The organism is Microcella humidisoli (genome assembly GCF_024362325.1).
Lineage (GTDB): Bacteria > Actinomycetota > Actinomycetes > Actinomycetales > Microbacteriaceae > Microcella > Microcella humidisoli.
On sequence record NZ_CP101497.1, the window covers coordinates 1,669,348 to 1,692,526 of the forward strand.

Genomic DNA, 23,179 nt, shown 5'->3' on the forward strand with positions numbered 1-23,179 from the left:
AGCTGTTGTCCGCGGGCCGATCGGCCATCTCGAGTTCTGGGCGACTCTCCATCAGACCGAAAGGGCCTTGCGGATGCGCTGCACCGAGATCGGGCCCTGCGCGCCGAGCGGCTGCGCGAAGAGCGAGAGGCGCAGCTCTTCGAGCATCCAGCGGGCCTCGCGGATGCGGGGCTCGGGGTCGACGCCGAGCGGCAGCGTGCCACCCGCCGCGGTGTAGAGCTCGACGGCCTGCTGCACCTCGAGCATCCACGCGCGGTCGCGGCCGAGGTTGTCGGCGAGCCGCTCGACGCGGTGGGCGATGCCCCGCAAGTAGATCACCAGCCGGGGGAGGCGGGCGAGGCCCGTGCGTCCGATGAATCCGTCGTGCACGAGGGCGTTGAGCTGCTCGCGCGCGTCAGCGAGCGGCGCCATCAACTGCAGACTCGAGCTGCGACCGATGAGCACATCGACCTCGCGCGCCGCCGCCAGCACGGCCGCCGTCGTCGCCACGATGCCGAACAGGCGGTCGGGCAGGCCGGCGTTGACGCGGTCGCGGAGGGACTCGAACTGCGCGCGAGACCAGGGCAGAGCATCCCGCGCATCAGCGTTCGCGTCGGCGGCGCTGAGCTCGGCGTCGATCACGGCCCGCAGCGCGTCATCGATGAGCGCGGCCGTCGAGCGGTAGGGCGAGGCGCCGAGGCTGAGCTTCTCGGCACTCGTCAAGTGCTCTTGGATGTACGCGAGCGGTGACGGAACCCCCAGCTGCACGAGCCGGCGAACCCCCGCACGGTGCGCGGCCACCTGGTCGGCGACCGAGGTCTGCAGTCGGATCGCCACCGAGCCGCCTTCGTCGACGAGCGCGGGGTAGGCGCGGATCGTGGTCTCGCCGCGGCGCATGTCGAGCTGCCGGGGCAGGGTGCCGCCGGCACCGCCGTCGCCGCCGGACCCCTTGCCGATGGTGTCGTCCCACGCCGTGATGCCGCCGCGCTCGATCGGGCTCTTCGCGGCGGCCGTGGCCACGCGAGCGACCGAGTCGCGCGTGCGCTCGCGCAGCTTCTGCTGCAGAGCGGTGAGGTCGGTGCCGCGCGCGAGCTTGCTGCCGCGCTCGTCGACGACCGCGTACCCCATGCGCAAGTGCGGGGGCAGGCGGTCGAGATCGAAGTCGTCGGGGTCGACGGGCGTGAAGGTCTGGCGGCGGATCTCGGTGGCGAGAAACTCGGTGATCGACAGCTCGCGCAGGTCGGCCCCGGGCGGCACGGCCGCCAAGAGTCGAGCGGCCCAGTCGGCGGCGGGCACGACGTTGCGGCGAATGGCCTTCGGCAGCGTCTTGAGCAGCGCGGTCACGAGCTCGAGCCGCAAACCCGGAACGAGCCAGTCGAACCCCGCCGTGTCGAGACGGGGCAGCAGCGGCAGCGGCACGGTGACGGTGACGCCGTCGTCGGCGGCTCCGGGCTCGAAGCGGTATCCGACACTGAGCGTCTGATCGCCGAGCGTGAGCCGCGTCGGGTACGAACCGTCGTCGGCCGGCAGCTGCTCGGCCTCGACGAGGTCATCGCGGGTGAGGGTGAGCGTTTCGGGATGCTCGCGCACAGCATCCCGCCACCAGCGCTCGAAGCGGCGCACGTCGGTGACGTCCGAGGGGATACGTGTCTCGAAGAACTCGACGATCTTCTCGTCGTCGAGCAGGATGTCGCGGCGCCGGCTGCGCTCTTCGAGCTGCTCGAGCTCGCGGCGCACGCGCGCGTTGTCGCGCAGGAACGCGGTGAGGCGCTTGTCGAGCCGGGAGGTATCCCACTCACCCTCGACGAGCGCGTGGCGGATGAACAGCTCGCGCGCGAGAGCCGGATCGATGCGGCTCAGCTGCGCGCGCCGGCGCGGGATGACCGGCACCCCGAACAGCGTCACCTTCTCGTCGACGACTGCGGCGCCCTGGCGCTTCTCCCACCGCGGCTCGCTGAACGAGCGCTTCGCGAGCTCGCCCGCGAGCGGCTCGGCCCACGCCGGATCGATGACGGCGACCGTGCGGGCAAACAGCCGGCTCGTCTCGACGAGCTCGGCGGCCATGACAGCGTCGGGCTGCTTCTTCGCGAGCCCCGAGCCCGGGTAGAGCACGAAGCGGCGCTGGCGCGCGCCGAGGTAGTCCCGCTTCGCGGTGTCTTTCAGGCCGATGTGGGAGAGGAGGCCGCTGAGGATCGCCTTGTGGATCGCGGTGGCGTCGGCTCCTGTTTCGCCATCGGCGGGATGCTTGCCAACGCCTTTGGTTTGGCGTCTGATCTGCCGCTCGACGTCGGCCCACTCGCGAATGCGCAGGTAGTTGAGGAACTCGCTGCGCACCTCCTTGCGGAACTGGTTGCCGCTGAGCTCGCGCTGCCGCCGTTGCAGGTGGTTCCAGAGGTTGAGGAGCGTGATGAAGTCGCTCGTCGGGTCGCGGAACCGGTTGTGCAGCTGGTCGGCGCGCTCGCGCTTCTCGACCGGCCGTTCGCGCGGGTCTTGGATGCTGAGCCCCGCGACGATCGCGATGACCTCCCGCGCCACCCCGAGCTTCTGAGCCTCGACAACCATGCGCGCGTAGCGCGGGTCGAGCGGCAGCTGCGCGATCTCGCGACCGACGCGCGTGATGCGGTGGGCGCCGTCTTTCTTGTCGACCGCGCCGAGTTCGAGCAGCAGGTCGAGCCCGTCGGCGATGCCGCGCTTGTCGGGCGGCTGCAGGAAGGGGAACTGCTCGATGTCGCCGAGCCCGAGCGAGATCATCTGCAGAATCACGGCCGCGAGGTTGGTGCGCAGGATCTCGGGGTCGGTGTACTCGGGCCGCTTGGTGTAGTCGAGCTCGCTGTAGAGGCGGATGGCGATGCCGTCGCTCGTGCGCCCCGAGCGGCCCGACCGCTGGTTGGCGCTGGCCTGCGAGATCGGCTCGATCGGCAGCCGCTGCACTTTCGAGCGCGCGCTGTAGCGGCTGATGCGCGCGGTGCCGGTGTCGACGACGTAGCGGATGCCCGGCACGGTGAGGCTCGTCTCGGCGACGTTGGTCGCCAGAACGATCCGGCGACGGATGCCCGCGGGCGCCCGCTCGAACACCCGGTGCTGCTCGGCCGCACTGAGCCGGCCGTACAGCGGCAGCACCTCGGTGCCCGCGCCGCGCGGTCCCTGGCGGGCGAGGTGCCCAGTGAGGGCATCCGCCGCGTCGCGGATCTCGTTCTCGCCGCTGAAGAACACCAGCACGTCGCCGTCGCCTTCGCGGCCGAGCTCGTCGACCGCGGCGATGACCCCCTCGATCATGTCGATGGCCTCGCCGGGGGTGCTCGGGCCGTCTGAATCGTCATCGTCGGGGTCGGTGAGGTTGTCGGTGTCGGCGCCGTCAGGCACCAGCGGCCGGTAGCGGATCTCGACCGGGAAGGTGCGCCCGCTCACCTCGATGATCGGCGCGGGGCTGCCGTCGGCTGCGGCGAAGTGCCTCGCGAAGCTCTCAGGGTCGATCGTGGCGGAGGTGATGATGAGCTTGAGCTCGGGGCGGCGGGGGAGCAACTGCTTGAGGTAGCCGAGCAGGAAGTCGATGGTGAGGCTGCGCTCGTGCGCCTCGTCGATGATGATGGCGTCGTAGTTCTTGAGCTCGCGGTCGCCGCGGAGGGCGGCGAGCAGGATGCCGTCGGTCATGAGCGTGACGCGCGTGTCTCGGCCGACCTGGTCGGTGAAGCGCACCTTGTAGCCGACGAGCCCGCCGAGCTCGCTGCCGAGCTCCTCGGCGACGCGCTCGGCGATCGTGCGCGCGGCGATGCGGCGCGGCTGCGTATGGGCGATGCGCTCGCGGCCCAGCTCGAGCAGGATCTTCGGCAGCTGCGTCGTCTTGCCCGATCCGGTCTCGCCCGCGACGATGACGACCTGATTGTCGCGGATTGCGGCTGCGATGTCGTCGCGCCGCTGCGACACCGGCAGGTCGGGCGGGTAGGCGATCACCAGGCCCGGGATGCGGGGCTCAGGGTGATCGGCGTCGGCAGTCATCAGCCCTCCAGTCTAGAGCGGCGCCGCTTGCGGTGCGGCGTCCGCAAACCTTCTTGACACGCAAACTGGTTTGCGTTACAAAGTACTCATGACCGACCACATCGATCACCCCGCGCCGGCCGACCTCGATGAGGCCCCGCCGAGCGCCGACGAGGCGCTCGCTCTGATCCGCGAGCAGCAGAGCGCGCTCGAGCGCGACCAGCTGCGCGGCATCCCCTGGATCCTCGGAGTGTGGGGCGTCGCCTGGACGGTCGGCTTCCTCGCTCTCTGGTCGGGCTACGACGGCGGCAACCGGTGGTTCCAGCTCCCGCTGGGCCTTGCCGCGACGATCTTCGGCGTGCTGCTGCTCGTGTCGATCATCATCTCTGCCGTGATCGGCATGCGCCTCAACCGCGGCGTGCGCGGCCCCTCGAACTTCTCGGGAGCGGTCTATGGCATCGCCTGGCCCGTCGTCTCGCTCGGGGCGTACCTCATCGGGGTCGCCCTCGCCGTCAACGGCATGGACTCCACGCTGCAGAGCCTGTACTTCCCGGCGATCTACGCGCTCGTCGCCGGAGTCATGTACCTCATGGGCGCTGCGCTCTGGCGATCGATCGACCAGCTCGTCCTCGGCGCGGTCATCATCGTCGCCGGAACGATCGCGCCCTTCTTCGGCGCCCCGACCAACAACCTCGTCATGGCGGTGCTCGGCGGCGGGTCGTTCCTCATCGCCGCCCTCGTCATGCACCTGGGCCTGAAGAGGGGCCGGGCGTGACCGAGCTCGACCCGGTCATCCACGCCGCCGCCCGCCTGCGCATCTCGGCGACGCTCGCGAGCCTCGAGGAGGGCGACCGCATCACCTTCCCGCGGCTGCAGGAGCTGCTCGACATGACCGCCGGCAACCTCTCGACCCACCTGCGCAAGCTCGAAGACGCCGAGTACGTCGTCGTCGAGAAGACCCACCAGGGCCGCACCCCCACGACCTTCGTCAGCCTCACCCGCCGCGGACGGCGTGCGTTCGAGGACTACACCGAGACCCTTCGACACCTGCTGGGAGAGAAGCCATGACCGCGACCGCGCATACGACCTTCGCGCGCCTCGAGAACGCGACCCGCCGCTTCGGCGAGACCGTCGCGCTCGACGATGTCAGCCTGACGATCGGCGGCGGCGAGCTCGTCGGACTGCTCGGCCCCAACGGAGCCGGCAAGTCGACGCTGCTGAGCCTGCTGCAGGGCCGACGCCGTCCGTCGTCGGGCACCGTCGAGCTTTTCGGCGGCAGCCCCACCGACCCGCGCCGCCGGGCCCGCCTCGGCAGCACGCCGCAAGAGACGGCCCTGCCCGACACCCTGCGGGTCTCGGAGGTCGTCGACCTCGTGGCCGCGCATTTCCCTGACCGCGTGCCGACGGATGCTCTCGCCGACGAGTTCGGGTTTTCCGACCTGCTCCGCCGCCAGTGCGGCGCCCTCTCGGGCGGCCAGAAGCGCCGCATCGCGGTCGCCCTCGCCTTCGTCGGGCGCCCGCAGCTCGTGCTGCTCGACGAACCCACGACGGGGCTCGACGTCGATGCGCGGCACGGCCTCTGGCAGGGCATCCGCCGTCACCACGCCGAGGGCACGACGATCGTCGTCACGAGCCACTACCTCGAGGAGATCGAGGCGCTCGCTGAGCGCGTCATCGTGATCGACAACGGCGTCGTGCTCGCCGACGACACCCTCGCCGCCGTGCGCGATCGGGTCGACTCGGCCGTGATCGAGCTGGCAACAGACCGACCCGATGCGGTGCGCGCCCTGCCCGGCGTGGTGCGCAGCGAGGTCGGCGGTGAGCGGATACGTCTCACGGTCGACGACGCGGATGCGTTCGTGCGCTCGCTCGTGCGCGCCGAGGTGCCGTTCTCGGGCCTCACCGTGCGCGGGGCATCCCTCGAAGAAGCCTTCCTCGCCCTCACGCTGACCGATCGGAGCGCCGCATGACCATCACGACCCCCGACATCTCGGCCGTCGCGCCGCGCACAGTGCCGATGCTTCCGCTGTATGCGATGCACGTGCGCATGCTCGTGATCGAGACGCTGCGCGTGCCGATCGCCGTCATCGGCACGATGGTGTTCCCCGCGCTCAGCCTGCTCTTCTTCGTCGTGCCCAACCGCGGCGTGGCCGACGACCCGGTCTTCGCGACGCAGGCCGTGGCATCGCTCGCGGTCTTCGCCGTCATGGTGAGCGCCCTCTTCAACCTGGGTCTCACGATCGCCGAGAACCGCGAGAAGCCGTGGGATCCCTACCTGCGCAGCCTGCCCCTGCCCGCCGCGGTGCGCATCAGCGCGCAGATCACGGCGACCGCGGTGTTCAGCTTCCTCTCGATCGTGCCCGTGCTGATCGTCGGTGCGCTCGCGACCGAGGCGTCGGTCTCCGCTGTCGGTCTCGTCGCGGGGCTCGTGGTTCTGGCGCTCACGAGCATCCCGTTCCTGCTGCTCGGGGCGTCGATCGGCTACGCGTTCTCGTCGAAGGCGGCGATCGCGATCATCCAGGTCGGCATGTTCGGCTTCGCCTTCGGAGGTGGGCTGTTCTTCCCGCCGCAGTTCTTCCCCGACTGGCTCGAGACGCTCTCGCGGTTCTTCCCGTCGCGGCACGCCCGTGAGCTCACGCTCGCCGCCGTCGAGGGAACAACCCCCGAACTGTGGATGCTCGCCGGCGCCCTCGCCTGGACCCTCGCCACCGCGGCCCTCGCCCTCTGGCTCTACCGCCGCGACGAGGGCCGCCGCTACCGCTGAGCCGCGGGGCGCTCTGCTGACATCGATGCGGAGTGCCCGCCCGCCCCTTCTCGTCAGCACCGAGCTCCCTCCTCCGCCCGTCTCCCGGGAGCGGTATTCCCGCTCGGGCAATGTGCCGCTCGCGGCACATGCCGCGGCGGGCACACTCGCGGAATGGAAACCCTCTTCCTCCTTGCCCATCCGCTGCGCTGGCGGCTCATCGAGGTGCTCGCGAGCGGCGAGCACTCGGCCGGCCAACTCGCCGACGCCTTGCAGAGCGAGCGCGGCGTCGGTCGCGAGGCCATCTCGAAGCACCTGAACCGGCTCGCCCGCGCGGGCCTCGTGACGACACGCATCGACATGAACGCTCGCATCTACCGGCTGAGTCCGCGAGTGATCGGAGCGCTCGCCGTCCTCGTCGAGCGCCTGGTCAGCCTTCGCGAACCGGCCCGGTACGACGACCTCGACCTCGACGGTCGCGACCTCGACATCGGAGTGGAGAGAGCGCCGAGCGGGAAGGAAGAGGACGAGGAGGGGTGTTGGTGTATACGAAAGTCTCGTGAAATCGGCGCTGTGTAGCGCTCAAGTCGCTCAATGTATACATTGGGGGCATGGCGATCGAGAGCGCGGCGCGTGCGGGCGTTCCCGCTGGGCTGCGCACGGCTGCTGACCGCGCGTTCGACGCCCTGCGCGTTGCGATCGTCGAGGGCGAGCTCACGCCGGGCGCCCCGCTGACCGAGGTCGAGCAGGCGACGCGACTCGGAGTCAGCCGCACCCCCGTGCGCGAGGCCTTCGCCCGCCTCATCGCCGCCGGGCTCGCCACCGAGCGCGGACCCCGCACCCTCGTCGTGAGCGAGATCGAGCCCGACGACGTCACCGCCCTCTTCGAACTGCGCACTGCCCTCGACGAGCAGGCCGCGCGCCTCGCCGCCCGCCGGGCGAGCACCGACGAGAGCAGCGCACGTTTTGCCGAGCTCGCCGCCCGCTTCGCCGCCGTCGACGCCGCGAGCCTGAGCGCCGACGACCCGCAGCGCCACGACTACTACGCCCTCGTCGCCGAGTTCGACGCCGCCCTCGACGACAGTCTGAGCGACAGCCCCTACCTCGCCTCCGCGATCGCGAGCACGCGCGTGCACCTCGCCCGCGTGCGCCGCCTCGCCCGCGACGACGACGACCGCCTCGCCTGCAGCGCCGCCGAGCACGCCGCCATCGCCCGCGCCATCGCCGACGGCGACCCCGAGCGCGCAGCCGCCGCGACTCGGCTGCACCTGCACGAAGCCCTCACGAGCATCCACGCCCACCTGCCGCGTAGCGGCGACGACCAGACGAAAGAGCGACCATGACGACCACCCACACCGTGCGCACCTACAAGAGCAGCGAACCCCTCGCCGCCGCCGACCAACTCGCCGGCAAGCTCGCCGCGCTCGCCGCCGAGCAGGACCGTCCGCTCGACGAGGCGGCCGTCGACATGGTCATCAACCGCGTCATCGACAACGCCGCCGTCGCCGTCGCGAGCCTCGACCGGGCCCCCGTGATCAGCGCGCGCGGGCAGGCCGAAGCGCACCCCTACCGCCCCGGCGCGACCGTGTTCGGCACGCCCGCCGACACGCGCTACAGCCCCGAGTGGGCCGCCTGGGCCAACGGGGTCGCCGTGCGCGAGCTCGACTACCACGACACCTTCCTCGCCGCTGACTACTCGCACCCCGGCGACAACATCCCGCCGATCCTCGCCGTCGCCCAGCACACCGGCGCCGACGGAGCGCAGCTTCTCAAGGGCCTGCTGACCGGCTACGAGATCCAGATCGACCTCGTGCGCGCCATCTGCCTGCACGAGCACAAGATCGACCACGTCGCCCACCTCGGCCCGAGCGCCGCGGCCGGCATCGGCACGCTGCTGCGGCTGCCGACGGAGACGATCTTCCAGGCCATCGGCCAGGCCCTGCACACCACGACCGCCACACGGCAGTCGCGCAAGGGCGAGATCTCGACCTGGAAGGCGCACGCCCCCGCCTTCGCCGGCAAGATGGCGATCGAAGCCGTCGACCGGGCGATCCGCGGCCAGACGAGCCCGAGCCCCATTTATGAAGGCGAAGACGGCTTCATCGCGTGGCTGCTGAGCGGGCCGGATGCTCGCTACGAGGTTCCGCTGCCCGACAGCGGTGAACCGCTCACGGGCATCCTCGACAGCTACACGAAAGAGCACTCTGCCGAATACCAAGCCCAGGCCTGGATCGACCTCGCGCGTCGCCTCGGCACCGAGCGCCCCGAGCTGCGTGACCCCGCGAACATCGCGAAGATCGTGTTGCACACGAGCCACCACACCCACTACGTGATCGGCTCGGGCGCGAACGACCCGCAGAAGTACGACCCCACGGCGAGCCGCGAGACGCTCGACCACTCGGTGCCGTACATCGTCGCGGTCGCCCTGCAGGACGGCGGCTGGCACCACGTCGACTCCTATGCCCCCGAGCGCGCGACCCGCCCCGACACGGTTGAGCTGTGGCAGAAGATCACGACGACCGAAGACGCCGAGTGGACCCGCCGCTACCACTCCCTCGACCTGAGCGAGAAGGCCTTCGGCGGCCGCATCGAGATCGAGCTGACGAACGGCGAGCGCGTGGTCGACGAGATCGCCGTGGCCGACGCGCACCCGCTGGGCGCGCGGCCCTTCGGTCGGGCCGAGTACGTGGGCAAGTTCCGGATGCTGGCGCAGGGCATCCTGAGCCCCGACGAGATCGACCGCTTCCTCTCGGTCGCCCAGCGCCTGCCCGAGCTGAGCCCCGCCGAGCTCGGCGGCCTCACCGTGACCCCGATGCACCCCGTGCCCGCCGCCCCGAAGGGACTCTTCTGATGCTCTCCACCTCCACCACGCCGAGCCAGCGCCGTCAGGCGTTCCGCGCGGGGCTTGCGAGCGGGCGCCTGCAGGTCTTCCCGGGCGCGTTCACGCCGCTCAGCATCCGCCTCATCGAAGACAAGGGCTTCGACGGCGCCTACATCTCGGGTGCCGTCATGGCCGCCGAGCTCGGACTGCCCGACATCGGCCTCACGACGCTCAGCGAGGTCGCGCACCGCGCCCACCAGATCAGCCGCATGAGCGACCTGCCGACGCTCGTCGACGCCGACACCGGATTCGGCGAACCCATGAACGTCGCCCGCACGGTGCACGAGCTCGAAGACGCGGGCGTCGCGGGCCTGCACCTCGAAGACCAGGTCAACCCCAAGCGCTGCGGGCACCTCGACGGCAAGGCCGTCGTCGATCTCGACACGGCGGTCAAGCGCATCCGCGCGGCCGTCGATGCCCGCCGCGACCCCGACCTCGTGATCATGGCGCGCACCGACATCCGCGGGGTGGAGGGCATGGACGCCGCGATCGACCGCGCCAAGGCGCTCGAAGCGGCCGGTGCCGACGCGATCTTCCCGGAGGCGATGGGCACGCTCGCGGAGTTCGAGCAGATGCGGAAGGCCGTGAGCGTGCCGATCCTCGCCAACATGACCGAGTTCGGCAAGAGCGAGCTCTTCACGCATCAGCAGCTCGCCGACGTGGGCGTGAACCTGGTGATCCACCCCGTCTCGCTGCTGCGCATCGCGTTCGGCGCGATCGAGCGCGCGCTCGACACGCTGCAATCCACCGGAACCCTCGACGGCGAGGTCGCGGGCATGCAGACTCGAGGCAGGCTCTACGAACTGCTCGACTACGAGGCGTACAACGCCTTCGACGCGGGCATCTATACCTATAACGGCCGCTGACCCACAAGGAGACCGACATGCTCGACGACATCAAGAAGGGCCTGGCCGGCGTCGTCGTCGACGTCACGGCGATCTCGAAGGTCAACCCCGACACGAACTCGCTGCTCTACCGCGGGTACCCCGTGCAGCAGCTCGCGGAGCGGTGCACGGCCGAAGAGGTCGCCTACCTGCTGTGGCACGGCGAGCTGCCGAGCCCGACCCAGCTGGCGGAGTTCGAGACGCTCGAGCGCTCGCTGCGGCACCTCGACCCGACGGTGAAGCAGGCGATGGATGCGCTGCCGCTGAGCGCGCATCCCATGGATGTCGTGCGCACCGCCGTGAGCGTGCTCGGCGCGCTCGACGAGTCGCTCACGATCGACAGCACGTGGATCGATGGTGACCTCACCCTCGAGCGCAGCATCCGGATGTGGGCGCAGCTGCCGTCGATCGTCGCCTACGCGCAGCGCCGCCTGCGCGAGCAGGAGCTCGTCGAGCCCCGCGACGACCTCGGCTATTCGGCGAACTTCCTGCACATGACGTTCGGCGAGGTGCCCGAGCTCGTCGTCGTGAGCGCGTTCGACGTGTCGATGATCCTGTACGCCGAGCACTCCTTCAACGCCTCGACGTTCACGGCGCGCGTCATCGCTTCGACGCTCAGCGACGTCTACTCGGCCGTCACGGGCGCGATCGGCGCCCTCAAGGGCCCCCTGCACGGTGGGGCGAACGAGGCCGTCATGCACACCTTCCGCGAGGTCGGCTCGGCGCAGTACGCCGAGAGCTGGCTGGCGGAGTCGCTCGCCGCCAAGCGCAAGGTCATGGGCTTCGGCCACCGGGTCTACAAGAACGGCGACTCGCGCGTGCCGACCATGAAGGCCGCGCTCGAGACGCTCGTGGCGCACTACGAGCGGCCCGAGGTGCTCGACCTCTACGACGCGCTCGAGAAGGCGATGGACGAGGCGAAGGGCATCAAGCCGAACCTCGACTACCCCTCGGGGCCGGCCTACGACCTCATGGGCTTCGACACCGAGCTCTTCACGCCGCTGTTCATCGCCGCGCGCGTCACCGGGTGGACGGCGCACGTGCGCGAGCAGCTCGCGGCGAACGCGCTCATCCGCCCGCTGAGCCTCTACACCGGCCCCGATGAGCGATCGGTGCCGAGCGCCGTCTGAGAGGAAGCGCCGTCTGAAGGGGAGCGCCGTCTGAGAGGGAGCGTCAAGGCAGATGGGGGAGACTGGCAGGATGACTGACGCGATTCCCACCCCGCACATCACGCTCAACGACGGCCACCGCATCCCGCAGTTCGGGCTCGGCGTGTGGCAGATCGACGACGATGAAGCGCACCGTGTGGTCGCCGAGGCCCTCGAGGTCGGCTACCGCCACATCGACACGGCGCGCGTCTACAAGAACGAGGCGGGTGTCGGCCGGGCGATCGCCGAGTCGGGCATTCCGCGCGACGAGCTCTTCATCACGACCAAGCTGTGGAACAGCGACCAGGGCCGTGACACCGTGCGCGCCGCGGCCGAGGCGAGCCTCGAACGGCTCGGGCTCGAGCAGGTCGACCTGTACCTGATCCACTGGCCGTCGCCGAAGTACGGCAAGCACGTCGAGTCGTGGGAGGCCGTGATCGAGCTGCGCGACGCCGGGCTTGCCCGCTCGATCGGCGTCTCGAACTTCATGCAGACCCACCTCGACGACCTCGCGGCGGCGACTGAGGTCGTGCCCGCGGTCAACCAGGTCGAGCTGCACCCCGCGTTCCAGCAGCGCGACCTGCGGGCGTTCCACGAGGCGCGGGGCATCCACACCGAGTCGTGGAGCCCGCTCGGCAGCGGCAACTACGACCTCGCCGAGCTACCCGGCTTCGCCGAGATCGCCGCGCGCCACGGCAAGAGCGTGCAGCAGATCGCCATCCGGTGGCACCTGCAGGAGGGCCTGATCGTCTTCCCGAAGACGGTGCGCCGCGAGCGCATGCTCGAGAACGCGGCGGTCTTCGACTTCGAGCTCTCGGCCGACGAGATGGCGACGATCGCGGCGTGCGACCGCGACCAGCGCGTCGGCGCGCACCCCCTCAACACCGACTTCTAGGTCGGCATGGCATCCGCTGGCGTGGTCGTGCGGCGCTGCACGCCTGACGATGCTGCGGCGATGACTGACCCGGCTGAGCTCAAGAGCCTCTCGGTCGACGCGTCGGCACGAGGCCGCGGAGTGGGGTCAGCCATCATCGCTGCGGCCGAGAAAGTGGTGGAAGAGCGCGCCGACCTCGCGACCGGGCGCGCGCGACGCCTGGTGGTGGGCGTCGTGTTCGACAACCCGAGGGCCGCTGCGCTCTACGAACGACTCGGTTTCGTGCGGACGGGAGTCGTCAGCACGACAACCTACGAGTACGTCGACGACGAGGGTGCGACGCGTACGGCCACCGAGACCGATGAAGAGCTCGTCAAGGTTTGGTGATCAATCGGACTGCTCCATGCGGACTGCTCCACGGTGCGCGCACTACAACGGACGCGGAACTTCATGAATCTGCATCATGAAGTTCCGAATCCGTTGAAGTCGCCGCGAGGGAGTGGTCGGGGTCCGACGACCCGTGGGTCAACACGCTCATCGTCGTCGGCACAGTCAGCGCCGTGGGCGTCGCCCCTCGAGGTGAGCGGCCAGGGGGGAGTGTTGGCTCGGGCTAGAGGGTGATCTCGGTTCGGGCGCCGAGCGGCGTGGCGGCGAGCAGCGCTCCGCCCGCGGGCGACTCGAGCCCCGCGAACTCGCGCTCGAGGGCGTCGCGGCCCTCGCTGAAGTGCGTCCACTGGTCCACGTGCAGCCCGACCACGCGGCGCGCGCTGAGCACGAGGGCGGCGGCGCGGGCGTCCGCCGCCGTGAGGGTGAGGGCGGCGTCGATCGCCGGAACGCGGGCGGCGCCCGCGAACAGCACCGCGGCATCCACCGTGCCGTATCGGGCGACGATCGTCTCGACGACCGAGACCTCTGAGTTGTCGCCCGAGACGTAGACGGTCGGGTGCCCGGGGGCGGTGAGCAGGAACCCGCAGACTGGCCCGAGCCGTTCGGCCCATTCGGCAGGGCCGTGCTGGGCGGGCAGGGCGTGCAGTCGAGCGCCCGCGGGCGCCAGCGAGGCGACGACCGTGCCGACCATGAGCGCGTCGTCGAGCGCGATCCCCTCGTCGTCGGCGAGCCCGATGACGCGAGCGGTACCGCCGCGGGTTCCGAGGTCTTCAGCCCCGGCGGGCGTCGTGACGACGAGCGGCAGGGTCAGCGCGAGGTTGCGGCCCTGGTGATCGAGGTTGTCCTCGTGGTGGTGGTGCGAGACGAGGGCGGCGTCGATGCGCCCGAGCTCATCGACGGCGACAGCGGGGCCGTCGGTCTTCTCGAGGTCGTCGTCATCGGGCCCGTAGCGCTGGGGCTCGTCGAAGGTGGGGTCGAGCAGCAGCCGCAGGCCCGCCCACTCCAGCAGGGCGGTGGGGCCGCCGACGACCGTGACGGCGATGGATGCTGCGCTCGAGCTCATGCTGCGACCCTAGCCGCGGTCGGGAAACCCGTGGGGCAGCGCCGCGAGAGTGGGCTGCAACTCATCGAGCCGCGCCCGCTCGAGCCGCAGCGCCGTCGCCTCACGGCTTCGGCGCAGCGCGGCGACGGCCGCGAGGAACAGTTCGGGGTCGCCCGCCGGCACCGGCGAGACGAAGAGCGCCGCCTCGATCGCGAGGTCGCGCGCGATGCGCTCGCGCGTCGCGGGAGTGTGCCCGCCCGCCTGGCGCAGGAACTGGGCGATACGGCGAGCGAGTGCGTCGGGCAGCCGAGCGACGTCGGCGGTCGAGGCCCACTCGGTGAGCTCGACAGGAACCCCGTAGACGGGAGCGTTCACCGTGCCCACGCGCTCGTACTGGCTGTAGGTGCCGGCGAGTAGATCGCCGAGCCGCTTCGCGCGCGTGTTGAGCATCGCCACGACGACGGCGAGCCCGCCGAAGGTGAACACGATCTCGACGACGCCGACGAACGAGCGGATGACGGCGTGACGGAACGCGATGGCACCGCCGTCGTCGCGCACGATGCGGTCGCCGAGCGCGAGGCGCCCGAGCGACTTGCCCTGCGCCGCCGTCTCCACGACGGCCGGCAGCAGCACGAGCCCCACGACGATGCAGGCGATGACGATCGCCGTGCCGAGCTCTTCCGGCACCCCGATCGAGAAGGCCACCGAGAGCGAGAGCCACACGAGCAGCCCCGTCACGATCGAGTAGAGCAGGTAGTCGATGATGCCGCCCGCCATGCGCAGCACGACGCTCGTCGGCCGCAGCTCAAGGGCCACGGCTTCGCCCGTCAGCAGCTCGCGCTCGGCGTCGTACTCGCTCGCGGCGTTCTGCGGGCTCGACATGCCATCATCTAAACAGATGGATCTCGACGCCTACTCAACAGCCCACGCCGCCGAATGGGATCGGCTGCGTGAACTCGCGCGCCGTCGGCGCTTCGCCGGCCGCGACGCCGACGAGCTCATCGAGCACTACCAGGCGGGTGCCACCCAGCTCTCGGCGATCACGACGAGTGCCGGCCAGGTTCCGCAAGCGGCCTCGCTCAGCGTGCTGCTGTCGCGCGCGCGGCTGCGGTTCACGGGGGCGACGGCCGAGCCGCTCGCCCAGCTGGCCCGCTTCGCGACGCGCGAGGTGCCGGCGGCGCTGTACCGCATCCGGTATCTGACGCTCGTCGTGGCCGGACTCTTCGCCGTCATCGCGACCCTCTACGCCGTGTGGGTGGCCTCGAACCCCGCCGTCATCGCCGCGTTGGGCGACTACGAGGATCTGCGCCGCTACGCGGAGGAAGACTTCGTCGGCTACTACAGCGCGTCGAGCGAAGCCGTCTTCGGCCTGCAGGTGTTCAGCAACAACGCCTGGATCGCCGCACAGTCAGTGGCCTTCGGCATCACGGGCGTCTACGTGCCGTTCATCGTGTTCCAGAACGCGCAGAACCTCGGGCTGAGCGCGGGCATCATGACCGAGTTCGACCGCCTCGACGTGTTCTTCCTCAACATCCTGCCGCACGGCCAGCTCGAGATCTACGCGATCTTCGTGGCCGCGGCGGGCGGGCTCATGATCTTCTGGTCGTGGGTGTCGCCCGGTCCGCGCACACGCCTGCAGGCGCTCGCGGAGGACGGCCGCTCGCTGTTCTCGATCATCGGCGGCCTCGTTGCGGCGCTGCTCGTGAGCGGCATCATCGAGGGCTACGTGACGCGGCAGGAGTGGCCCGACGTCATCCGCATCGGTATCGGCACGGTCGCGCTCGTCGCCTTCCTGCTCTACCAGTGGATGCTCGGGGGCCGAGCCTTCCGCGACGGAGAGACGGGCGACCTCGACCCGATCAGCCGCGGCGCCCGGGTCGTCGTCGGCGACTGAGCCGGCGGGGCGGTTCCGCTGCCTTGCCGCCGCGCGGTCGTCAGGCCCTGCGGCGCGTGGTTCGGGCCATGATCACGACGATGGCGACGATACCGAGCACGACGGCCGCGATTCCTGCCCACAGCCAGGGCGAGACGCCCGCTGCGGCCGCAGGCTCGTCCGCGACGAGCGTGACGGGCACACTGACCTCGATCGGTTCGATCGTGTCGGGCACGGGAATGCCGACATTCTCGTCGGGCTCGAGGACGACGCGCACAATGAGGTCGTAATCCCCGGGCTCCACGCCCTCCGGCAAGGAACCGGAGAGCGTGACATCGCCGTCGCCAGTGAGTTCTTGCTGGTCGATGAGAATCTCGCCCTCATTGAGGACGGTACGAGCGTTCCTACCGGAGGCGTCCGCGAAAGGAGCAATTGAGTTTGCGAGGCCCTGGTTGAACGGGTCTTCGTCCGTAGTGGGGGGGCGGTAGTCGGCGAAAAGGAAGACGACCTGCGCTCGCCAGGGCATGTCGCTCCAGGTAGGGGGGCGAGGTCCGGTCAGGCCTGTGGAGGGGTCGATCACGTTGACGTCTGTCAAGCCGTCGGGAAACATCCGACTCAACGCCAGCCGCATGTTCAGATCGGGCAACTGGTTGATGGGAACCGCGTAGCGGTACGTAAGACCGCGATCATCGACTGCCTCAAACAAGCCCTGCACATTCGTGACCAGGATGTCTTGCAAGATGTCGCGCGCGGGCGAGTCAGTAGCGAGCGCGGTCGACACCTCGATCAGCTGCCCCGGCAGATCCGTGATGATCGTCGTGGGCACCGCGGGGGGCGCGATGTTCAGGTTCGGGAGCGTCACGAACGACGGCGGCGAGATGATGAGGTTCGGCGGGGGGATGACGATCACCGACTGCACGGTCAGAGCGATCGACTCGGACGTGCTCGAGGAGGCGTTGCCCCGGGCATCCGCGTGCACGATTGACAGCGTGTACGAACCGACGGGCAATCCTGTTGCGGTGCACGACCAGGTGCCCCCGACGCTCACGGTCAGCGGCCCGCAGACGGTTGTTGCGCCTGCCGTGACGCGCACGGTGCCCGATGCCTCAGCCGTGCCCGCGAGCACGAACGCCCCCGGCCCCACCGTGAGGGTTGAACCTGCCGGCGTCGTGAACGTGGCGGGCACGGTCGGTCCGGTCGTGTCGAGGGTGTAGGTGGTCGTCGCGGCGAGCGACGTGCCACTCACACCCCCCGCCGTGCGGGTCTGCGTGACGGCCAGGTCGAGCGGGCCGTCCAGTGCTCCGGCGACCGAGATGGAGCACGTCCACGTTCCCGCCATCGCGACGGTGGCGATGCAGACCTCGTCTCCTTCGACGGTCAGCCGAACGGTCGCACTCGTCGTTCCGGCGAGCGGCGTGACGGTTCCCGAGATGGTCGGCGACGTGCTCGAGCTCACCACGCCCGTCGAGGCCGAGTCGAAGGCGGGGGGCGAGAGCGCGACGATCGTGCGGCTGATGGTTTCAGCGGGGAGCGAGAGTCCGCCCACGTCTTCCATCCGCTGCGCGCCGACGGTTCCGACGAACGACCCAAGGGTCACGTCGCAGCTCCAGGCGCCGTTGACCACCGTGGTCGAGCACGGGTACCCGAAGGCGAACGTGCCGGCATCGATGGTCTCGATGCGCACGGTTGCGCCATCCGGACCGGTGCCCGTCAGTGTCGTGACGGTGGCTCCGCTGGCGGAGTACTGCACGACGCCCGAGGTCGCGGGCGCCGGATCGTCGAACGTGAACGGGGTGTCGACCGCCGCGATCGCCGCGGTCGGAAACACGAGTGCGGAGGCGATGATCGCAACCGCCGAGACGGTGGCGATGCGGCGAACGGGTCGGCGCACGCGCGCGCCTGAATTCGGGTGATGCGTCGGCATGAGCACTCTCTCGGGCGCAGGGGCACCATGGAGTGCCGGGGGTTTATGGCGCCAGACTAACCCGAGTTGAGGCTGTTTGGACTGCAAATGGGCCGCGAGATCTGCCGACGCCGTTGACCCCCTCGCGCCGAGTCGCGCGACTACAGCCGTCCGGCCGCCTTGTAGGCGAGGTACCGATCGGCGACCGCGGGCGGCAGGTCGAGCGGCGCCGCGCTGACGACATCGCCGCCCAACCGGCGCACGGCGGCCGCGACGCGCTCGGCGTCGAGCAGGGCACGCTCGGCCGCGGCGGCCCGGTAGACCGACGCCCGAGTGTCGCGCTCGCCGGCCGCGTCGAGCAGCGCGGGGTCGGTCACCGCGGCGACGAGCACGAGGTGCCGGGTTGTGAGCTGCGGCAGCATCGCCAGCAGACTGCGTGTCGCGCCGGGCGACTCGAGCGGCACGCACAGCACGACGAGCGAGCGCTGCGCCGTCATCGACCGCACGAGCCCGGGCACGGCCGTGTAGTCGGTCTCGATGAGCGCGGGGTCGATCGGCGCCATGGTCTCGACGAGCTTCGCGAGCAGGTCGGCACCGCGGGCTCCCTGCACACGGCCCCGCACGCGCCGGTCGAACACGGCGACGTCGACGCGGTCGCCCGCGCGGTCGGCGAGGGCGCTCAGCAGCAGGGTCGACTCGAAGGCAGTATCGAGCCGTGTCTCGTCGGCGATGCGGGCGGCGGCGGTGCGCCCCGAGTCGACGATGACGACGACGTGCCGGTCGCGCTCGGGCCGCCACGTGCGCACCATGAGCGTCTGCCCGGGCGCGCCGCCGGGTCCGGGCCCGCCCGAGCGTCGCGCCGTCGCGCGCCAGTCGATCGATCGCACGTCGTCGCCGCGCACGTACTCGCGCAGGCTGTCGAACTCGGTGCCCTGGCCGCGCACCATGACGCTCGTGCGGCCGTCGAGCTCGCGCAAGCGCGCGAGCCGCGAGGGCAGGTGCTTGCGCGCGGCGAACTCGGGCAGCACCGTGATGGCCCCGGGCACGCGGATGCTCGCCTGCCGCTCGGCGAGCCGCAGCGGTCCTCGGGCGCGCACCGTGACGAGCGCCGTGCGGCGCTCGCCCCGGCGCCACGGCGTGAGCTCGGTGACGATCGCCCGGCGTTCGCCGGGCGGCACGAGCAGCCGCTGCCGGGTCGGGGCCGCACCGGCCGAGGGCTCCCACGCATCGCGGATCATGCCGCGCATCATTCGCCGCGAGGGGTTGGTGACCAGCAGCGTCGCGGTCGCGGTCTCGGTCAGCCGCACCCGGGCATCCGTCTGGCGCTGCAGGCGCAGCGCGCGCGGCGACGCCGCGAGCGCGAGGTCGAGGCCCGCGAGCACGACGCACAGCACGAGCCAGCCGAGCAGCACGAGCCCGGCGGGCGCGACCGGCGACAGCGCGACGACGGGCACGACGCCGAGGGCGACGAGCAGCACGAACCACCCGGTGAGGGCCATGGCTAGCGCCCGATCATCAGAGCGGCACCTGCACCTGCGCGACGATCGAGCGCAGGATGGTGTCGGCCGAGACGCCTTCGAGCTCGGCCTCGGGGCGCAGGGCGATGCGGTGCCGCCACACGGGCAGCAGCATGGTCTGCACGTGGTCGGGGGTGATGGCTTCGGCCCCCTGCAGCCAGGCCCAGGCCTTCGCCGCCGCGAGCAGCGCCGTGGTGCCGCGCGGGCTCACGCCCAGCTTGACCGAGGGGCTCTGGCGCGTCGCGCGCGCGAGGTCGACGAGGTAGCCGAGCAGCTCGGCCGAGGCGCCCACCTCGCCCACGAGCGCGCGGGCCTGCGTGATCTGCTCGCCGCTCAGCACCGCCGTGACGCCCGCCGCGGCGAGATCGCGCGGATTGAAGCCTTCGGCGTGCCGCTGCATGACCTCGACCTCGGCGTCGCGCGCGGGCAGGTCGAGCACGAGCTTGAGCAGGAAGCGGTCGAGCTGCGCCTCGGGCAGCGTGTAGGTGCCCTCGTACTCGACGGGGTTCTGCGTCGCCGCGACCATGAAGGGGTGCGGCAGCGGGTGGGTCTCGCCGTCGATCGTGACCTGGCGCTCCTCCATGGCTTCGAGCAGGGCCGACTGCGTCTTGGGCGGCGTGCGGTTGATCTCGTCGGCGAGCAGGATGTTGGTGAAGACCGGTCCGCGCCGAAACTCGAAGTCGCCCGCTTTCGCGTCGTAGACGACCGAGCCCGTGACGTCGCCCGGCATGAGGTCGGGCGTGAACTGCACGCGCGTCGTGCGCAGATCGAGCGCGGCGCTGAGCGAGCGCACGAGCAGCGTCTTCGCGACACCGGGCACGCCCTCGAGCAGCACGTGGCCGCCCGTGAGCAGGGCGACGATGAGGCCGCTGACGGCGCCGTCTTGGCCGACGACGGCCTTGCCGACTTCGGTGCGAACGCGCCCGAAGGCGTCGCGAAGATCTGTCGTGGTCATGCGTCCATTCTTCCGGTCGGAGCGGGGTCGGTGGCGGTACTGAGGTCGTCGAGCCCGACGCGGCGCGCGATGTGCGACTCGAGCTCGAGCAGGCCGTCGCTGAGCTCGATGAGCTCGCGGTCGCTCGACGGCTCGCGGTCGATGAGCAGGGCGCGCAGGGCGGCCGGATCGCGGCCCGTGATGGCGGCGACGGCCGTCACGATGTCGTCGACCCCGGCCCCGCGGCCGAGCGCGAGCCCCGCGGCGATGCGGCGCAGCGTGCCGACCCGCAGCGCGTCGATGGCGCGCAGTCGCGAGCCCTCGCGCGCGTAGAGGCGGGCGCGACCCTCCATGGTCTCGGTCGTCTTCACGACGACGGGCAGGTTCTCGACGACGACGGGGCCGAAGCGGCGACCGCGCCAGAACGCGGCGGCGAGCCCGACGAGCACCGCGAGCCAGGCGACGGGGTTCACCCAGTCGGGCGTCAACTCGCCGATCGTCGGCGCCGACAGATCGGCCGGCGTGGGCTGGTACCAGACGAGGGTCGGATGCTCGCCGAGCAGTCCGAGGGCGAGCGCGGCGTTGCCGGCCAGCGTGATGTCGCCGTTCTGCAGCACGCTGCCCGCCCCGAGCACGCTCACCTGCCGCCCCTCGACGTCGAGCCGCACGAGGCCCGCGCCCGTCTCCCCGGCGTCGAAGCAGACCTCGCCGTCGATCGTGCTGTAGCCGATGCCGGTCGCGCGCACGCTTCCCGCCCGCTCGGCGGCCGGCACCGTGCACCCCGCGGCGAGCTCGAGCGGGTCGCCGCTGTCGCTGAGCGGCGCTGCGGTGAGGGCATCGATGCGCAGGGCATCCAGTGCCGTCTGGGTCGGCTCGGCGATGACGAGGTGGTCGGCGACGCCCAGCAGGAGCGGCCACTGCTCGTCGCCGAGGATCTCGCGGGTGTCGCCGACGAACAGCGTCGTGCCCTCTCCGTCGAGCGCGGCGAGCGCCTCGTCGAGCCGGCCGACGGTCACGACCTCGACGCCGGCGTCCCGCAGCACCTCGAGCACCGCGCGCGAGCCCGCGGGGGCCGTCTCGTCGGCGCCCCAGCGCTGCGGCTCGCGCGAGGCGCCGCTGAGCGCGACCGTCACGCCCCCGAGCACGAGCAGGCCGGCGATCGCGACCGCCCAGTAGAGCGATCGCCGCACGGCGCGCCGCACCGTGGGCGTCGTGATGACGCTCGACAGCTCGGCGTTGAGGTCGGTCGTGGGTGCGCTCATCGGGGGGCCGTGACCATGGCGTCGAGCTCGTCGTGCAGCGGCGAGGGGGCGGCGTCGAGCGTCTCATCGAGCGCGCGCACGGCCGCGTAGTGCTCGGCCGTCCCCGGCCGGCCGAGGTAGCGCACCCCGTCGAATCGGTCGGCGGCGGCCTCCAGCGCCCCCGCGTGCTCGGGAAACCGGCGGCCGGCGGCCCGCGCGAAGCCGTGCGCCGTCATGCCCGGCAGCGCCGAGACGAGCGTGCGCTCGTCGAGCGCCCGCGCAATGGCACGGAATCGCTCGGCGATCGCACGATCGAAATCGCCGGCGCCCGCGGCCCGCTCGGCATCGCGCCGCAGCTCGCGCGCCGAGCGGCGGTCGCGCTCGCCGAACAGCTCGGCGTCGTGTCGGCTGCGGGCGCGCCAGCGCGGCAGCCCGTACACGAGCAGCGCGGCCCCGATCGCGGCCGCGATGAGCACCGCACCGATGACGAGCGCGAGCGCGGGCGGTCCGCCGCCCTCACCGAGTGAGAGCGATCCGAACCAGTCGAGCACGGCCTGCGAGAGAAGGTCGAACCAGGTCGGCTGGCTCTCGGCGTAGGCCGGGTCGCTGAGCTCGTCGAGCAGCAGCTCGCGAGCATCCGGAGCATCGGGCTCGACCGGCACGCCTCGGATCACGGCGCGCGACGGTAGGGGTCATCGGCCGCCGCGCCGCTCGCGCGCACCTCGACGAAGCGCTGCAGCTCGAGATCGAGCCCCTCGGTGCGCATGCGTCGGTCGATGTAGAGCAGCGAGGCGGCCGAGGTCGTCAGCACGGCGCCGATCGCGCCGACGACCGCGGTGATGGCGATGACGATGACGTTGAGCACGAGGAACAGGGTCAGATCGGTCTCGAGCTGGCCGGCGGGGTTGACGAGCGGTGCCGCGAACGTCGCCGCGAACTGGAACGGCGTCGTCACGACGCTCGCCGCGACGTTGACCATCACCGAGACGAGAAGCAGAGTGCCCAGGATGCGCCAGAAGGCGCCGCGAACGAGGCCCCACGAGCGGCGCACGGCAGTCAGGATCGGGAGGCGCTCGATCATGATGCCCGCGGGGACGAAGGCGAGCATCGTCGAGATCCAGACGCTCACGACGATGAGGCCGAGCACGCCGACGATCAGCACGATCACCCCGCCCGCGATCGCGAGCGGGTCGCCAAGCGCGAAGAAGCCGATACTGATGCCGGCCAGAACCGAGAAGGCGATGACGACCGCAACACCGACGAGGGCCGTCCAGCCGATGAGCGGCCACCAGCGACCGCGTCCCCGGTCGAGCAGCTGGCGCAGCGTCAGCTTCTCACCGAGCGTCGCGCGCGACACTTCGAGCGAGATGACCCCCTGCAGCAGGGCTTGCGCGACGATCGAGATGCCGACGGCGAGCAGCGTCGCCACGAGCGTGAGGGCGAGCGTGCCCACGATGATCGTCTCGGAGTCGGCGAAGCTCGCGCGCGAGGCGCGGTCGATGCCCGAGACGACGATGACCGTGGTGATGCCCGTCGAGAGGAACACGACGAGGGCGTTGAGCAGCAGGGCTGCGCCGAACGTGGGGCGCGGATTGCGCCGCAGCACCTGGAAGCTCGCGCCCAGCACGGTGCCGAACTCGAGGGGGCGCAGGGGGATGAGCCCGGGCTTCGGCGGCGGCGTCCATCCGCCCGCGCCCGGGGTGGGCGCGGCGGCGGGGCTCGCGTCGCCCGCGGGGCCGTAGGGGCCCGGGCTCACGGGCGCGGGCCCAGATGCCGCGGAGGGGTCTCCGGGTGAGGC

At 71.1% G+C, this 23,179-nt stretch carries 21 protein-coding genes; 12 read left to right on the top strand and 9 right to left on the bottom strand.

Going from position 1 to position 23,179, the window contains the following annotated elements:
- Nucleotides 1–51: 51 nt before the first annotated feature.
- Complete coding sequence (gene hrpA / locus NNL39_RS08110; RefSeq protein ID WP_255158710.1) at nt 52–3,975, bottom strand: ATP-dependent RNA helicase HrpA; 3,924 nt, start codon at nt 3,973–3,975, stop codon at nt 52–54.
- Nucleotides 3,976–4,063: 88 nt separating this feature from the next.
- On the opposite strand from hrpA, the gene NNL39_RS08115 reads away from it, so the two are divergent.
- The 11 genes from NNL39_RS08115 (at nt 4,064) to NNL39_RS08165 (ending at nt 12,871) form a co-directional block, all read left to right on the top strand.
- Nucleotides 4,064–4,729, top strand: coding sequence for a hypothetical protein (locus NNL39_RS08115; RefSeq protein WP_255158712.1), 666 nt, complete (start codon nt 4,064–4,066; stop codon nt 4,727–4,729).
- Entirely contained in the window at nt 4,726–5,022 is a 297-nt protein-coding gene (locus NNL39_RS08120; protein WP_255158713.1) for a transcriptional regulator, read from the top strand. The genes NNL39_RS08115 and NNL39_RS08120 overlap by 4 nt, the downstream gene beginning before the upstream one ends.
- Complete coding sequence (locus NNL39_RS08125) at nt 5,019–5,924, top strand: ABC transporter ATP-binding protein (RefSeq protein WP_255158715.1); 906 nt, start codon at nt 5,019–5,021, stop codon at nt 5,922–5,924. Before NNL39_RS08120 ends, NNL39_RS08125 begins: the two co-directional genes overlap by 4 nt.
- Nucleotides 5,921–6,718, top strand: coding sequence for an ABC transporter permease (locus tag NNL39_RS08130; protein ID WP_255158717.1), 798 nt, complete (start codon nt 5,921–5,923; stop codon nt 6,716–6,718). The genes NNL39_RS08125 and NNL39_RS08130 overlap by 4 nt, the downstream gene beginning before the upstream one ends.
- 153 nt (nt 6,719–6,871) lie before the next feature.
- Nucleotides 6,872–7,276 (top strand): ArsR/SmtB family transcription factor, encoded by a 405-nt coding sequence (locus NNL39_RS08135; protein WP_255158719.1) that lies wholly within the window; start codon nt 6,872–6,874, stop codon nt 7,274–7,276.
- A 32-nt stretch (nt 7,277–7,308) separates the two neighbouring features.
- Nucleotides 7,309–8,040 carry a GntR family transcriptional regulator gene (locus NNL39_RS08140; protein WP_255158721.1) on the top strand — a complete coding sequence of 244 codons (732 nt, stop codon included), beginning with the start codon at nt 7,309–7,311 and terminating at the stop codon, nt 8,038–8,040.
- Nucleotides 8,037–9,548, top strand: coding sequence for an MmgE/PrpD family protein (locus NNL39_RS08145; protein ID WP_255158723.1), 1,512 nt, complete (start codon nt 8,037–8,039; stop codon nt 9,546–9,548). Before NNL39_RS08140 ends, NNL39_RS08145 begins: the two co-directional genes overlap by 4 nt.
- Complete coding sequence (prpB, locus tag NNL39_RS08150; RefSeq protein WP_255158724.1) at nt 9,548–10,444, top strand: methylisocitrate lyase; 897 nt, start codon at nt 9,548–9,550, stop codon at nt 10,442–10,444. The genes NNL39_RS08145 and prpB overlap by 1 nt, the downstream gene beginning before the upstream one ends.
- Before the next feature lie 17 nt (nt 10,445–10,461).
- Nucleotides 10,462–11,592 (top strand): bifunctional 2-methylcitrate synthase/citrate synthase, encoded by a 1,131-nt coding sequence (locus tag NNL39_RS08155; protein WP_255158726.1) that lies wholly within the window; start codon nt 10,462–10,464, stop codon nt 11,590–11,592.
- A gap of 70 nt (nt 11,593–11,662) precedes the next feature.
- Nucleotides 11,663–12,505: an aldo/keto reductase gene (locus NNL39_RS08160; protein ID WP_255158728.1), complete on the top strand. Its 843-nt coding sequence runs from the start codon at nt 11,663–11,665 to the stop codon at nt 12,503–12,505.
- A gap of 60 nt (nt 12,506–12,565) precedes the next feature.
- Complete coding sequence (locus NNL39_RS08165; protein WP_255158730.1) at nt 12,566–12,871, top strand: GNAT family N-acetyltransferase; 306 nt, start codon at nt 12,566–12,568, stop codon at nt 12,869–12,871.
- A 223-nt stretch (nt 12,872–13,094) separates the two neighbouring features.
- Here the strand turns inward: NNL39_RS08165 and NNL39_RS08170 are convergent, their stop codons facing one another.
- Entirely contained in the window at nt 13,095–13,934 is an 840-nt protein-coding gene (locus NNL39_RS08170; protein ID WP_255158731.1) for an MBL fold metallo-hydrolase, read from the bottom strand.
- A gap of 9 nt (nt 13,935–13,943) precedes the next feature.
- Nucleotides 13,944–14,795: an RDD family protein gene (locus NNL39_RS08175; RefSeq protein ID WP_255158732.1), complete on the bottom strand. Its 852-nt coding sequence runs from the start codon at nt 14,793–14,795 to the stop codon at nt 13,944–13,946.
- 16 nt (nt 14,796–14,811) lie between these two features.
- Here NNL39_RS08175 and NNL39_RS08180 point away from each other — a divergent pair, with 16 nt between their 5' ends.
- Nucleotides 14,812–15,807 (top strand): stage II sporulation protein M, encoded by a 996-nt coding sequence (locus tag NNL39_RS08180; RefSeq protein WP_255158733.1) that lies wholly within the window; start codon nt 14,812–14,814, stop codon nt 15,805–15,807.
- Nucleotides 15,808–15,847: 40 nt separating this feature from the next.
- Here the strand turns inward: NNL39_RS08180 and NNL39_RS08185 are convergent, their stop codons facing one another.
- The 6 genes from NNL39_RS08185 to NNL39_RS08210 all read right to left on the bottom strand — a co-directional run bounded on the left by NNL39_RS08185 (nt 15,848) and on the right by NNL39_RS08210 (nt 23,137).
- Nucleotides 15,848–17,677 (bottom strand): Ig-like domain-containing protein, encoded by a 1,830-nt coding sequence (locus tag NNL39_RS08185; RefSeq protein WP_255158735.1) that lies wholly within the window; start codon nt 17,675–17,677, stop codon nt 15,848–15,850.
- Nucleotides 17,678–17,850: 173 nt separating this feature from the next.
- A complete protein-coding gene (locus NNL39_RS08190; protein WP_255158736.1) occupies nt 17,851–19,188 on the bottom strand; it encodes a DUF58 domain-containing protein in 1,338 nt (445 codons plus the stop codon).
- A 16-nt stretch (nt 19,189–19,204) separates the two neighbouring features.
- Nucleotides 19,205–20,161, bottom strand: coding sequence for an AAA family ATPase (locus NNL39_RS08195; RefSeq protein ID WP_255158738.1), 957 nt, complete (start codon nt 20,159–20,161; stop codon nt 19,205–19,207).
- Nucleotides 20,158–21,402 (bottom strand): DUF4350 domain-containing protein, encoded by a 1,245-nt coding sequence (locus NNL39_RS08200; protein ID WP_255158741.1) that lies wholly within the window; start codon nt 21,400–21,402, stop codon nt 20,158–20,160. Before NNL39_RS08200 ends, NNL39_RS08195 begins: the two co-directional genes overlap by 4 nt.
- Complete coding sequence (locus NNL39_RS08205; RefSeq protein ID WP_255158743.1) at nt 21,399–22,055, bottom strand: DUF4129 domain-containing protein; 657 nt, start codon at nt 22,053–22,055, stop codon at nt 21,399–21,401. Before NNL39_RS08205 ends, NNL39_RS08200 begins: the two co-directional genes overlap by 4 nt.
- The gene (locus NNL39_RS08210; RefSeq protein ID WP_255158746.1) at nt 22,052–23,137 is read right to left on the bottom strand and encodes a hypothetical protein; all 1,086 of its coding nucleotides are present in this window, start codon (nt 23,135–23,137) and stop codon (nt 22,052–22,054) included. The genes NNL39_RS08205 and NNL39_RS08210 overlap by 4 nt, the downstream gene beginning before the upstream one ends.
- Nucleotides 23,138–23,179 lie beyond the last annotated feature (42 nt).

Excerpts from the sequence above, each read along its gene's own strand:
- NNL39_RS08175 (WP_255158732.1), bottom strand. The coding sequence starts at position 14,795 with ATGTCGAGCCCGCAGAACGCCGCGAGCGAGTACGACGCCGAGCGCGAG.
- NNL39_RS08125 (WP_255158715.1), top strand. The coding sequence starts at position 5,019 with ATGACCGCGACCGCGCATACGACCTTCGCGCGCCTCGAGAACGCGACC.
- NNL39_RS08160 (WP_255158728.1), top strand. The coding sequence starts at position 11,663 with ATGACTGACGCGATTCCCACCCCGCACATCACGCTCAACGACGGCCAC.
- NNL39_RS08130 (WP_255158717.1), top strand. The coding sequence starts at position 5,921 with ATGACCATCACGACCCCCGACATCTCGGCCGTCGCGCCGCGCACAGTG.
- NNL39_RS08135 (WP_255158719.1), top strand. The coding sequence starts at position 6,872 with ATGGAAACCCTCTTCCTCCTTGCCCATCCGCTGCGCTGGCGGCTCATC.
- hrpA (WP_255158710.1), bottom strand. The coding sequence starts at position 3,975 with ATGACTGCCGACGCCGATCACCCTGAGCCCCGCATCCCGGGCCTGGTG.
- NNL39_RS08145 (WP_255158723.1), top strand. The coding sequence starts at position 8,037 with ATGACGACCACCCACACCGTGCGCACCTACAAGAGCAGCGAACCCCTC.
- NNL39_RS08155 (WP_255158726.1), top strand. The coding sequence starts at position 10,462 with ATGCTCGACGACATCAAGAAGGGCCTGGCCGGCGTCGTCGTCGACGTC.
- prpB (WP_255158724.1), top strand. The coding sequence starts at position 9,548 with ATGCTCTCCACCTCCACCACGCCGAGCCAGCGCCGTCAGGCGTTCCGC.
- NNL39_RS08140 (WP_255158721.1), top strand. The coding sequence starts at position 7,309 with ATGGCGATCGAGAGCGCGGCGCGTGCGGGCGTTCCCGCTGGGCTGCGC.
- NNL39_RS08200 (WP_255158741.1), bottom strand. The coding sequence starts at position 21,402 with ATGAGCGCACCCACGACCGACCTCAACGCCGAGCTGTCGAGCGTCATC.
- NNL39_RS08180 (WP_255158733.1), top strand. The coding sequence starts at position 14,812 with ATGGATCTCGACGCCTACTCAACAGCCCACGCCGCCGAATGGGATCGG.
- NNL39_RS08115 (WP_255158712.1), top strand. The coding sequence starts at position 4,064 with ATGACCGACCACATCGATCACCCCGCGCCGGCCGACCTCGATGAGGCC.
- NNL39_RS08170 (WP_255158731.1), bottom strand. The coding sequence starts at position 13,934 with ATGAGCTCGAGCGCAGCATCCATCGCCGTCACGGTCGTCGGCGGCCCC.
- NNL39_RS08195 (WP_255158738.1), bottom strand. The coding sequence starts at position 20,161 with ATGACCACGACAGATCTTCGCGACGCCTTCGGGCGCGTTCGCACCGAA.
- NNL39_RS08190 (WP_255158736.1), bottom strand. The coding sequence starts at position 19,188 with ATGGCCCTCACCGGGTGGTTCGTGCTGCTCGTCGCCCTCGGCGTCGTG.
- NNL39_RS08165 (WP_255158730.1), top strand. The coding sequence starts at position 12,566 with ATGACTGACCCGGCTGAGCTCAAGAGCCTCTCGGTCGACGCGTCGGCA.